The 11,400-nt window shown below is 60.6% G+C and carries 12 protein-coding genes (1 of these 12 running past the window's edge); 8 read left to right on the top strand and 4 right to left on the bottom strand.

Annotated features, from left to right (window positions below; all coding sequences use genetic code 11):
• Both LOY28_RS03325 and LOY28_RS03320 read right to left on the bottom strand, forming a co-directional pair.
• On the bottom strand, positions 1-425 hold the beginning of the coding sequence (locus LOY28_RS03325; RefSeq protein ID WP_019582319.1) for a CoA-acylating methylmalonate-semialdehyde dehydrogenase. 1,069 nt of this gene lie to the left of the window's left edge; 425 of the gene's 1,494 nt are visible here — the first part of the coding sequence; the start codon lies at positions 423-425; its stop codon lies beyond the left edge, outside the window.
• 63 nt (positions 426-488) lie between these two features.
• Positions 489-1,838, bottom strand: coding sequence for an aspartate aminotransferase family protein (locus tag LOY28_RS03320; protein ID WP_018928366.1), 1,350 nt, complete (start codon positions 1,836-1,838; stop codon positions 489-491).
• A 126-nt stretch (positions 1,839-1,964) separates the two neighbouring features.
• Here LOY28_RS03320 and LOY28_RS03315 point away from each other — a divergent pair, with 126 nt between their 5' ends.
• From LOY28_RS03315 to LOY28_RS03305, 3 genes are all read left to right on the top strand, one after another.
• Positions 1,965-2,885 (top strand): LysR family transcriptional regulator, encoded by a 921-nt coding sequence (locus LOY28_RS03315; RefSeq protein ID WP_007940170.1) that lies wholly within the window; start codon positions 1,965-1,967, stop codon positions 2,883-2,885.
• A 110-nt stretch (positions 2,886-2,995) separates the two neighbouring features.
• A complete protein-coding gene (locus tag LOY28_RS03310) occupies positions 2,996-3,646 on the top strand; it encodes a TetR/AcrR family transcriptional regulator (protein ID WP_018928367.1) in 651 nt (216 codons plus the stop codon).
• 7 nt (positions 3,647-3,653) lie between these two features.
• Positions 3,654-4,235, top strand: a complete 582-nt coding sequence (locus LOY28_RS03305) for a YigZ family protein (protein WP_019582316.1) — start codon at positions 3,654-3,656, stop codon at positions 4,233-4,235.
• A gap of 370 nt (positions 4,236-4,605) precedes the next feature.
• On the opposite strand, the gene LOY28_RS03300 is transcribed toward LOY28_RS03305, so the two are convergent.
• Positions 4,606-4,782, bottom strand: a complete 177-nt coding sequence (locus LOY28_RS03300) for a hypothetical protein (RefSeq protein WP_258613062.1) — start codon at positions 4,780-4,782, stop codon at positions 4,606-4,608.
• Positions 4,783-4,812: 30 nt separating this feature from the next.
• Between LOY28_RS03300 and LOY28_RS03295 the strand changes: the two genes are divergently transcribed.
• The 3 genes from LOY28_RS03295 to LOY28_RS03285 are packed head-to-tail and all read left to right on the top strand — an operon-like array spanning position 4,813 to position 8,422.
• On the top strand, positions 4,813-6,378 hold the full coding sequence (locus LOY28_RS03295) for an ABC transporter ATP-binding protein (RefSeq protein ID WP_018928369.1): 1,566 nt from the start codon (positions 4,813-4,815) through the stop codon (positions 6,376-6,378).
• An 11-nt stretch (positions 6,379-6,389) separates the two neighbouring features.
• Entirely contained in the window at positions 6,390-7,496 is a 1,107-nt protein-coding gene (locus tag LOY28_RS03290) for an ABC transporter permease (protein ID WP_018928370.1), read from the top strand.
• Entirely contained in the window at positions 7,496-8,422 is a 927-nt protein-coding gene (locus tag LOY28_RS03285; protein WP_018928371.1) for an ABC transporter permease, read from the top strand. Before LOY28_RS03290 ends, LOY28_RS03285 begins: the two co-directional genes overlap by 1 nt.
• On the opposite strand, the gene LOY28_RS03280 is transcribed toward LOY28_RS03285, so the two are convergent.
• Positions 8,419-8,832, bottom strand: a complete 414-nt coding sequence (locus LOY28_RS03280; RefSeq protein WP_258613061.1) for a hypothetical protein — start codon at positions 8,830-8,832, stop codon at positions 8,419-8,421. The two genes, LOY28_RS03285 and LOY28_RS03280, sit on opposite strands and share 4 nt — an antisense overlap.
• A 92-nt stretch (positions 8,833-8,924) precedes the next feature.
• Between LOY28_RS03280 and LOY28_RS03275 the strand changes: the two genes are divergently transcribed.
• Complete coding sequence (locus tag LOY28_RS03275) at positions 8,925-9,611, top strand: SDR family oxidoreductase (protein WP_258613060.1); 687 nt, start codon at positions 8,925-8,927, stop codon at positions 9,609-9,611.
• Positions 9,612-9,810: 199 nt separating this feature from the next.
• Entirely contained in the window at positions 9,811-11,169 is a 1,359-nt protein-coding gene (locus LOY28_RS03270) for an 8-oxoguanine deaminase (protein ID WP_258613059.1), read from the top strand.
• Positions 11,170-11,400: the final 231 nt, after the last annotated feature.

The raw sequence follows: 11,400 nt of genomic DNA, 5'->3' as shown, positions 1-11,400 counted from the left end.
ACTACGCCCAATGGCTGGAAATCCGACCAGGCATCGATGTTCGGCCCGACATTACGGCTGTACTCACCCTTGAGGATTTCTGGTGCCGCGCACGCGAACTCGACGTTCTCGATCCCGCGCTTCAATTCACCGGCAGCATCTTCCAGGGTCTTGCCGTGTTCTTCGCTGATCAGTTGTGCGATGCGGGATTCGTTCTGTTCCAGCAGTTGCTTGAAACGGAACATCACCTGAGCGCGCTTGGCCGCTGGCGTATTGCGCCAGGCCGGGAACGCAGCCTTGGCCGAGTCGATGGCCTTCTGAATGGTTTCGCGGCTGGCCAACGGCAGCTTGTGGATAACCTGGCCGGTGGACGGGTTGAACACATCGGCCGTGCGACCGTCTTCGGTCACCAGTTCGCCATTGATCAAATGCGGGATGAGGCTCATGCGGGGCTCCTGAAATTGTCCACAGGCGTCCTTTGAAAGGACGCCTTTATATAGAAGAGGGAATCAGTCGATCTTGTTCAGCACTTCGCCGACTGCATCGAACAGACGATCAAGGTCCTGCGGCTTGCTGTTGAAGGTTGGGCCGAACTGCAGGGTGTCGCCGCCGAAGCGCACGTAGAACCCGGCTTTCCACAGCGCCATGCCAGCTTCGAACGGACGCACGATGGCATCGCCGTCGCGAGGTGCAATCTGGATCGCACCGGCCAACCCGTAGTTGCGAATGTCGATGACGTTCTTGCTGCCCTTCACACCGTGCAGTGCGTTTTCGAAATGCGGTGCGACTTCGGCCACGCTCTGCACCAGGTTTTCCTTTTGCAGCAAGTCGAGTGCCGCCAGGCCTGCGGCGCAAGCCACCGGGTGCGCGGAATAGGTGTAGCCGTGCGGGAATTCCACCGCGTACTCAGGCGTCGCCTGGTTCATGAAGGTCTGGTAGATCTCGGAGCTGGCAATCACCGCGCCCATCGGGATCGCGCCGTTGGTGACTTGCTTGGCAATACACATCAGGTCCGGAGTGACACCAAAGCTGTCGGCACCGAACATCGAACCGGTACGACCGAAACCGGTGATCACTTCGTCGAACACCAGCAGGATGTTGTGCTGATCGCAGATCTCGCGCAGACGTTTGAGGTAACCCTGCGGCGGAACCAGCACGCCAGCGGAGCCGGCCAATGGCTCGACGAATACCGCTGCGATGTTCGAGGCATCGTGCAGTTCGATCAACTTGAGCAATTCATCCGCCAGCGCGATACCACCCTGCTCCGGCATGCCACGAGTGAAAGCATTGCTCGCCAACAAGGTGTGCGGCAGATGATCGACATCCATCATCGCCTGACCGAACAGTTTGCGGTTGCCGTTCACGCCGCCGAGGCTGGTGCCGGCGATGTTCACGCCGTGATAACCACGAGCGCGGCCGATCATCTTGGTCTTGGTCGCCTGGCCTTTCAGGCGCCAGTAGGCACGCACCATTTTCACCGCGGTATCTGCACATTCGGAACCCGAATCGGTGAAGAACACGTGATTCAGATTGCCCGGGGTCAGGTCGGTGATTTTCTCGGCCAACTGGAACGACAGCGGGTGACCGTACTGGAAGCCCGGCGAGTAATCGAGAGTGCCCAATTGCTTGGCCACCGCCTCCTGGATTTCCTTGCGGGTGTGCCCGGCGCCGCAGGTCCACAGACCCGAGAGCGAATCGTAGACCTTGCGGCCCTTGTCGTCTGTCAGCCAACTGCCCTCGGCCGCCACGATCAGGCGCGGGTCGCGCTGGAAATTGCGGTTCGCGGTGTAGGGCATCCAGTGAGCGTCAAGCTTGAGCTGGCTGGCCAGGGAAGTCGGGGCGTTTTCAGGCACGTTCATGGGCAAAACCTCGCAGGGCAAAATAAGCGGCGTGGAGATCAAAAGCGTTCTTGCAGCTAAATTGCCACGGGGATAAAGTCGGTGAAATCCAACTTTTCTAACCTTCAGTCAGGCCCGGACTAAACTATGAGTACCCGTCGCCCCGATCCGCTGGCGCAAGTCAGTGACTTTGATATCCGCCTGCTGCGGATTTTTCGCAGCGTGGTGGAGTGTGGCGGCTTCTCCGCGGCGGAATCGGTGCTGGGTATCGGTCGCTCGGCCATCAGCCAGCAAATGAGCGATCTGGAGCAACGCCTGGGGCTGCGCCTGTGCCAACGAGGTCGCGCGGGGTTTTCCCTGACCGAAGAAGGCCGTGAGGTCTACCAATCTGCGTTGCAGCTATTAAGTGCGCTGGAAAGTTTCCGTACCGAGGTCAACGGCCTGCACCAACACTTGCGCGGCGAATTAACCATCGGCCTGACCGACAACCTGGTCACCCTGCCCCACATGCGCATCACCCACGCCCTGGCCCAACTGAAGGAACGCGGCCCGGACGTGCAGATCCAGATCCGCATGATCGCGCCCAATGAAGTCGAACAAGGCGTGCTCGACGGTCGCTTGCATGTCGGCGTGGTGCCGCAAGCCAGCGCGTTGTCGGGGCTGGAGTATCAGCCGCTCTACAGCGAACGCTCGCTGCTGTATTGCGCGGTCGGCCATCCGCTGTTCTATGTCGACGACAAACAACTGGATGATGAGCGCCTCAACAGCCAGGACGCCATCGCCCCGACCTTCCGTTTGCCCGCCGAGATTCAGGCCCATTACCAGGCGCTCAATTGCACCGCCAGTGCGTCGGATCGCGAGGGCATGGCCTTTCTGATCCTGACCGGGCGCTACATTGGTTACCTGCCGGATCACTACGCCAGCCTCTGGGTGCAGCAAGGCCGTTTGCGTGCACTAAAACCCAAGGCACGTTTTTATGACCTGAGCCTGGCATCGGTTACACGCAAGGGCCGTCGCCCGCATCTGGTTCTGGAGAGTTTTTTGGAGAGTCTGGCGGCGACTCGCTGAAAGCTTGTGGGAGCGGTGCCCAAGGTTTTATCGCCATAGGACTTGTCTGAGGCCCGTGGGTGCGCTATCAACGCATCTGGTTGCACCCATCTACCTGTTCGGAAGTGCCTATGACCTTTGAAGTCCCAGCCCACGGCGGCAAACCCGCCGGCCGCATTCGTCAGAAGAACGAAGAGACCATCATCAAAGCCGCCGAAGACGAGTTCGCCCGTCACGGGTTCAAAGGCACCAGCATGAACACCATTGCGCAGAAAGCCGGGTTGCCCAAAGCGAATCTGCATTACTACTTCACCAACAAACTCGGTTTGTACGTGGCGGTGCTGAGTAACATCCTTGAATTGTGGGACAGCACCTTCAATACCCTGACCGTCGAGGACGATCCGGCAGAAGCATTGACGCGATACATTCGCGCCAAAATGGAATTCTCCCGGCGCCAGCCACAAGCTTCGCGGGTCTTCGCCATGGAGGTCATCAGCGGCGGTGATTGCCTGACCGAGCATTTCAACCAGGACTACCGCACCTGGTTTCAAGGTCGGGCCGCGGTATTCCAGGCGTGGATCGACGCCGGCAAAATGGACCCGATCGACCCGGTGCACCTGATTTTCCTGCTGTGGGGCAGCACCCAGCATTACGCCGACTTTGCCACGCAGATCTGCCGTGTCACCGGGCGCACCAAGTTGACCAAGCAAGACATGGAAGACGCCGGCAGCAACCTGATTCGCATCATTCTCAAAGGCTGCGGCCTGACGCCGGCTATTTAAGACACCCATGCCTTTTACCCTCAGCGGTTTTTGCGAATACCGCGAAGAGATTCGCAAAAGCCGCTTCATCGCCCTCGCCGCGCCGATCGCCAGCGCAGCCGACGCCCAGGCGTTCATCGAGCAACACAGTGATTTGAACGCCTCGCACAATTGCTGGGCCTGGAAGCTCGGCGATCAATACCGCAGCACTGACGATGGCGAACCCGGTGGCACCGCTGGCCGGCCGATCCTTGCGGCGATTGAAGCGCAGGATTGCGATCAGGTCGCGGTCGTAGTGATCCGCTGGTATGGCGGCATCCAGTTGGGCACCGGCGGCCTCGCCCGAGCGTACGGCGGCAGTGCCAACAAATGCCTGCAAGGGGCACCGAAAGTCGAGTTGATCAGTCGGGTGCCGGTCAGTTGTGCCTGTGCATTTGGCGAGTTGGCGTTGGTGAAGCTTCGGGTCGCGGAGCTGGGTGGTTTGGTGGTGGAGGAAACCTTCACGGCCAATGGTGTGGAACTGCAATTGGCGATTGGCGACGGGCAGATAAGTACGCTGCAAACGCAGCTGGCGGACTTAAGTCGCGGGCGTATTTTGTTGCAGCGTTAAGATCAAAAGATCGCAACCTTCGGCAGCTCTACGCGCCTATGGGCGCTGCGATCTTTTGGGGCACCCCGATTTTCTTTGCTCTCGACACTTGCCCACATCTGCTGTGCACCCGGCTGTGGATAACCTGAGCACATTCTGCTGTAACCCTTCTGTCATGCGGCTTTGCGGGCTTTGCTCATTTTTCGTCCAACTCGCCATCCGCGACGTTTATTCCACGTAAAAACAATCAGTTAGAGTGGTTTATCGCCATTAGAAGAAAGCCCCTCGGTGCTTATGCCCACACGGTCGGCTTGCGCACAGATACTGTGGAACAAGCTGTGGATAACCCGTTCATGGCTGGCGCAGCCCCATGCCTGACAATGCCTGCAGCTTATTGCTCGTTTTTTGACCAATTGATCGCGCGCAAAACCGGAGCCTGATCCAAAACCTTGCCCTCAAGTGGTGCCTCTCCAGGAGTTGGAATAGGTCGAGGCAGCGTCCGCAACGGCTGTGCCAACAGGCTTTTGCCGATTTCCTGACTCAATGGCCAGGAAATTGCTTTATCCACAGGCATATCCTTTTGCGACCCGAGCCTGTCATGTCCAACCCTGCGCCTCCCCCCGATCAAACACCCCGCCTGCAATTGCGCAGAATCAGCAAACGTTACCCCGGTTGCCTGGCCAACGATGCCATCGACTTGAGCATTGCGCCCGGTGAAATCCACGCCCTGCTCGGCGAAAACGGTGCGGGCAAAAGTACCCTGATGAAGATCATCTACGGCGTCACACACGCCGACTCAGGGGAGATGATCTGGCAGGGCCAGCGCGTGACCATGCGCAATCCGGCCCAGGCCCGCAGCCTCGGGATCGGCATGGTGTTCCAGCATTTCTCGCTGTTCGAAACCCTGAGCGTGGCGCAGAACATCGCCTTGGCGATGGGCGCTGCGGCCGGTACGCCGAAGCAGCTTGAACCGAAAATCCGCGAGGTGTCCCAACGCTATGGCATGGCGCTGGAACCGGAGCGACTGGTCCACAGCCTGTCCATCGGCGAGCGTCAGCGGGTGGAAATCATTCGCTGCCTGATGCAGGACATCCGCCTGCTGATTCTCGATGAACCGACGTCGGTACTGACCCCGCAAGAGGCCGACGAATTGTTCATCACGTTGCGTCGACTGGCCGCCGAGGGCTGCAGCATTCTGTTCATCAGCCACAAGCTCGGCGAAGTGCGCGCGCTGTGCCACAGCGCCACGGTGTTGCGCGGCGGACGAGTGGCCGGGCATTGCGTGCCGGCCGAGTGTTCGGACCGGCAACTGGCGCAGTTGATGGTCGGTGAAGCCGCTGAGCTGATTACTGACTATCCGAAGGTCAGGGGGGCTGACGCGTTTCTGAACGTGACCGGATTGTCCTGGTACAACCCGGACCCGTTCGGCTGCTCGCTCAAGGGCATCGATCTCGAGGTGCGCAGCGGCGAAATCGTCGGTGTCGCCGGAGTGGCCGGCAATGGCCAGGATGAGTTGCTGGCCTTGCTCAGCGGTGAAGAACGGCTGCCGGGAAATGACGGGGCGAAAATCAGTTTCGGCGGGCAACCGGTGGCGCACCTGCGGCCGGATGCACGACGCAAACTCGGCCTGGCCTTCGTCCCCGCCGAGCGTCTGGGGCATGGCGCGGTACCGGAACTGAGCCTGGCGGATAACGCCCTGCTCACCGCATTTCAACAAGGGCTGGTCAGCAATGGATTGATCCAGCGCAGCAAAGTCGAGGCACTGGCCGAAGACATCATCCGCCGCTTCGGGGTCAAGACACCCGATGCCCAGGCAGCGGCTCGCAGCCTGTCTGGTGGCAACTTGCAGAAATTCATCCTCGGCCGGGAAATCCTTCAGCAACCCAGGTTGTTGGTGGCCGCGCACCCGACCTGGGGCGTGGACGTCGGCGCCGCCGCGACCATTCACCGGGCGCTGATCGCCTTGCGCGACGCTGGGGCGGCGATCCTGGTGATCTCCGAAGACCTCGACGAACTGTTCCAGATCAGCGATCGCCTCGGCGCCCTGTGCGGCGGCCGGCTGTCGGCACTGCAAGCCACCGTCGACACCCGCCTGATCGATGTCGGCGGCTGGATGGCCGGCCAGTTCGATGCACCCCAATCACCTGCACCCGTAACGTTTTAACGGAGTTTCACATGCTGCTTTCTCTCGAACCCCGTGGCCAGCAATCGCGCCTGATGTTGTGGTGCTCGCCGTTGCTGGCGGCTGTGTTGACCCTGGGCTGTGGCTCATTGTTGTTTATCGCGCTGGGCCACGACCCGTTGCTGACCTTGCACACCTTGCTGATTGCACCGATCAGCGACCTGTACGGGGTCTCTGAGTTGTTGGTCAAAGCATTGCCGATTCTGCTCTGTGCATTGGGCCTGGCAGTGGCGTATCAGGCACGGATCTGGAACATCGGCGCCGAAGGTCAGTTGCTGCTCGGCGCCTTGGCCGGCAGTGCATTGGCGGTGAACATCATCGACCTGCAAAGCCGTTGGGCGCTGGTGTTGATCCTGCTCACCGGCACCCTGGCCGGTGCCGCATGGGCCGGGCTGACGGCATGGTTGCGCACACGCTTCAACGCCAATGAAATCCTCACCAGCATCATGCTCAATTACATCGCGTTGAACCTGCTGCTGTTCTGCGTCCACGGGCCGCTGAAGGACCCGGCCGGGTTCAACTTTCCGGAGTCGGCGATGTTTGGCGATGCCAGTCGTTTGCCGTTGTTGATGGAGGACGGTCGGGTCCATGCGGGCGTGTATTTCGCCTTGCTCGCGCTGGTTGCGGTGTGGGTGTTGTTGCAGAAGAGCTTTGTCGGTTTCCAGATCAAAGTGCTCGGGCTGGACAAGCGCGCGGCGGGTTTTGTCGGCTTTCGCGAGAAGCGGCTGATCTGGCTGGCGCTGTTGATCAGCGGTGGCCTGGCGGGGCTGGCCGGGGTTTGCGAAGTCACCGGGCCCATCGGCCAACTGGTGCCGCAGGTTTCGCCGGGTTATGGCTATGCGGCGATCACCGTGGCGTTTCTCGGGCGGCTGAATCCCATCGGCATTCTGTTTTCCAGCCTGTTGATGGCGCTGCTGTACATCGGTGGCGAAAGCGCGCAGATGAGCATGAACCTGCCGCAAGCCATCACTCAATTGTTCCAGGGGATGATGCTGTTTTTCCTGCTGGCCAGTGACGTGCTGATTCTCTACCGACCACGTTTGAACCTGCGCTGGGTACGGCGCACCTCGACCACCGCCGTACAAGCAGGAGCCTTGTGATGGATATCGATCTGCTGAGCAATATTTTCTATGCCATGGTGCGCTGCGGCACACCGCTGTTATTGGTGGCGTTGGGCGAGTTGATCTGCGAGAAGAGCGGCGTCCTCAATCTTGGGCAGGAAGGCATGATGCTGTTTGGGGCGGTGATCGGTTTTATCGTCGCCCTGAACAGCGGCAACCTCTGGCTCGGCGTGTTGCTGGCGATGTTCGCCGGGATGCTGTTGTCGTCACTGTTCGCCCTGGTAGCGCTGGTGTTCAACGCCAACCAGGTGGCGACAGGGTTGGCATTGACGATCTTCGGCGTGGGCCTGTCGACCTTCGTTGGCGCTGCGTGGGTCGGCAAACCGTTGGCGGGTTTCGAGCCGCTGGCGATTCCTTATCTGAGTGAAATTCCGCTGATCGGGCGGATGCTGTTTGCCCAGGACCTGCTTGTGTATCTGTCGTTTGCCCTGTTTGCGCTGGTGGCCTGGGTGATTGTGAGAAGTCGCGTCGGGTTGATTATTCAGGCGGTCGGCGAAAGCCCGGACGCCGCCAGTGCAATGGGCTTGCCGGTGTTGCGCGTGCGTACGCTGGCGGTGCTGTTTGGCGGGGCGATGGCGGGGTTGGCTGGGGCATATTTGTCCTTGGCCTATACGCCGATGTGGGCAGAGAACATGAGCGCCGGTCGCGGCTGGATTGCCCTGGCGCTGGTGGTGTTTGCCAGTTGGCGAGTGTGGCGGTTGCTGCTTGGAGCTTATCTGTTCGGTCTCGCCAGCATCCTGCATTTGGTGGCGCAGGGCTTGGGGCTGGCGATTGCGTCGAGTCTGCTGGCAATGCTGCCATATGTCGCGACCATAGTGGTGTTAGTGCTGCTGTCCCGGGATGCCGTGCGCACACGATTGTATGCGCCGGTGTCGTTGGGGCAGCCGTGGCGGGCGGGGCATTAAATGGTGGCCCGTGAAGGCGTCCGAACAGGCAACGCTTGGGCCACACCCCACATCAGTTCAAAGAACAGGAAAATCACCAATAGCGAACTCGCCCCATGGGCCAGCGCATAAGCCTGCCAGGCCGAAAACAGAAACCTCCCCACCGCGTCATATCGCCCAAACATCTGCTGCGGATCGCGAATCCGCAGCACGGCCCATACGCACACAATCGAGCCCAACAGATTCGCCATCAACATGTGCACCGGCTCGAACGGCGGTAGCTCGCCGGGCAGATTGAAAGTCTGACTCAGGTTTAACAGCACGCCATGCAACGCCGCAAAACTCCACGGCGTGGCAAATGCCGCCGTGACGATCAGGTCGTACCACCCGCTGCCACGCACCAGTTGACGATATTGCGTTGAAGTCCACATTGGCATTGCTCCATACATTCAGGGAGCAACAAGGCTAAAGCCTGGAGTATGCTCCAGGGTCAAGCCCTCTCGAGACATCAAGGAAGCCATTCATGTCCACGGCAAAAACCGCACTCATCATCGGCGCCTCCCGGGGACTGGGCCTCGGTCTGGTGAAAACCCTGCTGGCCGACGGCTGGCAAGTCACCGCCACCGTGCGCAACCCACAGGGTGCCGAAGCCTTGCAGGCGTTGGGCAAGGTACGGATCGAAAAACTCGACATGGACGACCAGCAAGCGGTCATCGCCCTCAGCCAACAGCTCAAGGGCGAGGTGTTTGACCTGTTGTTCGTGAATGCCGGGGTCAAGGGGCCGGAGGTCCAGACGCCGGGTGGCGCGACCCTGGCCGAGGTCGGTCAACTGTTCTTCACCAACGCCGTGGCGCCGATCAACCTGGCCCAGCGTTTCGTCGCGCAGATTCGTGAAGGCAGTGGCGTGCTGGCGTTCATGAGTTCGGTGCTGGGCAGCGTGACCATGCCCGACGCGCCGGAGCTGGCGCTGTACAAGGCCAGCAAAGCGGCGCTGAACTCGATGACCAACAGCTTCGTCACGCAATTGGGCGAACAGAAACTCACCGTGCTGTCGCTGCACCCGGGCTGGGTAAAGACCGACATGGGTGGCGAAGGTGCCGACATTGATGTGGAAACCAGCACCCGCGGGCTGATCGATCAGGTGAATACGTATGCCGGCAAGGGCGGGCATCATTTTGTGAACTACCGGGGTGAAACCATTCCCTGGTAATCGGGTGTTGGATTTGACGCCTTCGCGGGCAAGCCTCGCTCCTACAGGTCCGACGCATGACTCTGTAGGAGCGAGGCTTGCCCGCGAAGCTTTTTTGATTGAAACTCCGCACCTCGCCCCCCGCGGCGACCCTGGATCAGCAGACAGGGCAACACTGAGCTGGCAACCCTGAACCCCACTTTCAGAGGAGCCGGCCACTATGCCTGCGACCCGTACCTGGTTAAAAAATCCCCTCGCCATTTTCACGGCCAACGCGCTCGATGCCCGTGGCGGTCTGGTGCTGCAAGACGGTTTGATCGTCGAAGTGCTCGGCGTCGGCCAGCAACCGTCAGCACCCTGTGGACAAGTCTTCGATGCCCGCGAACATGTGATCTTGCCGGGGCTGATCAACACCCATCACCACTTCTATCAAACCCTGACCCGCGCCTGGGCGCCGGTGGTCAATCAGCCATTGTTCCCGTGGTTGAAAACCCTCTATCCGGTCTGGGCCCGGCTCACGCCGGAAAAACTCGCCCTCGCCACCAAAGTCGCCTTGGCCGAGTTGCTGCTGTCCGGCTGCACCACCGCGGCCGATCACCATTACCTGTTTCCGGAAGGCCTGGAAAATGCGATCGACGTGCAGGTCGAGAGTGTCCGCGAACTGGGCATGCGCGCCATGCTCACTCGCGGTTCGATGAGCCTTGGTGAAAAAGACGGGGGGCTGCCGCCGCAGCAGACCGTGCAGCAGGGCGAGGTGATTCTCGCCGACAGCCAACGCTTGATTGCCGAGTACCACGAACGGGGTGACGGCGCGCAAATCCAGATCGCTTTGGCGCCCTGCTCGCCATTTTCAGTAACCCCGCAAATCATGTCTGCCAGCGCCGAACTGGCGAACACCCTCGACGTGCGCCTGCACACTCACCTGGCCGAAACCCTCGACGAAGAAGACTTCTGCCTGCAACGCTTCGGCCTGCGTACCGTGGATTATCTGGACAGCGTCGGCTGGCTCGGCCCACGCACCTGGCTGGCCCACGGCATTCATTTCAACCCCGACGAAATCGCCCGCCTCGGCGCGGCCGGCACCGGTATTTGCCATTGCCCGAGTTCGAACATGCGCCTGGCTTCAGGGATTTGCCCAACCATCGAGTTGACCGACGCTGGCGCGTTGCTGGGCCTGGGCGTGGACGGTTCGGCGTCCAACGACGCCTCGAACATGATGCTCGAAACCCGACAGGCGCTGTACATCCAGCGTCTGCGTTATGGCGCAGAGAAGATCACCCCGGAACGCGTACTGGGCTGGGCCACCAAGGGCTCGGCGCAGTTGCTCGGGCGCAGCGACATCGGCGAACTGGCGGTGGGCAAGCAAGCGGATCTGGCGCTGTTCAAACTGGATGAACTGCGCTTCTCCGGCAGCCATGATCCGGTGTCGGCGCTGCTGCTGTGCGGCGCGGACCGGGCAGACCGGGTGATGATCGGCGGCAAGTGGCGGGTGATCGAGGGGCAAGTCGAGGGGCTGGATCTGAAAGGGTTGATCGCCGATCACAGCCAGGCGGCTCGGCAGTTGATCGCCGGCGTCTAAGTCGACGCAGACCTATTGCGGGAGACACTCGCACCAGCGGATGGCGTGAATTCGCGAGGGTGCACCGGGATGGTTCTGTGGTGGTCGTTAGGGCCCCTTCGCGGGCAAGCCTCGCTCCTACAGGAATTGTGCCTATCGCGGGATTGGGTGCAACGCAAAACCTGTAGGAGCGAGGCTTGCCCGCGAATGCCGTTATGCGGCCCCGGATTTTGTTGTCCTGTTGGTCAGCAA

This window comes from Pseudomonas sp. B21-017, assembly GCF_024749245.1.
Taxonomy (GTDB): domain Bacteria; phylum Pseudomonadota; class Gammaproteobacteria; order Pseudomonadales; family Pseudomonadaceae; genus Aquipseudomonas.
Note: the sequence above shows the minus strand (reverse complement) of the source record. Positions and strands in the feature narration are given on the sequence as shown.

Bases quoted from the DNA above. Each gene is read 5' to 3' on its own strand.
- LOY28_RS03320 (WP_018928366.1), bottom strand. From the start codon at position 1,838: ATGAACGTGCCTGAAAACGCCCCGACTTCCCTGGCCAGCCAGCTCAAG.
- LOY28_RS03315 (WP_007940170.1), top strand. From the start codon at position 1,965: ATGAGTACCCGTCGCCCCGATCCGCTGGCGCAAGTCAGTGACTTTGAT.
- LOY28_RS03310 (WP_018928367.1), top strand. From the start codon at position 2,996: ATGACCTTTGAAGTCCCAGCCCACGGCGGCAAACCCGCCGGCCGCATT.
- LOY28_RS03305 (WP_019582316.1), top strand. From the start codon at position 3,654: ATGCCTTTTACCCTCAGCGGTTTTTGCGAATACCGCGAAGAGATTCGC.
- LOY28_RS03295 (WP_018928369.1), top strand. From the start codon at position 4,813: ATGTCCAACCCTGCGCCTCCCCCCGATCAAACACCCCGCCTGCAATTG.
- LOY28_RS03290 (WP_018928370.1), top strand. From the start codon at position 6,390: ATGCTGCTTTCTCTCGAACCCCGTGGCCAGCAATCGCGCCTGATGTTG.
- LOY28_RS03285 (WP_018928371.1), top strand. From the start codon at position 7,496: ATGGATATCGATCTGCTGAGCAATATTTTCTATGCCATGGTGCGCTGC.
- LOY28_RS03280 (WP_258613061.1), bottom strand. From the start codon at position 8,832: ATGTGGACTTCAACGCAATATCGTCAACTGGTGCGTGGCAGCGGGTGG.
- LOY28_RS03275 (WP_258613060.1), top strand. From the start codon at position 8,925: ATGTCCACGGCAAAAACCGCACTCATCATCGGCGCCTCCCGGGGACTG.
- LOY28_RS03270 (WP_258613059.1), top strand. From the start codon at position 9,811: ATGCCTGCGACCCGTACCTGGTTAAAAAATCCCCTCGCCATTTTCACG.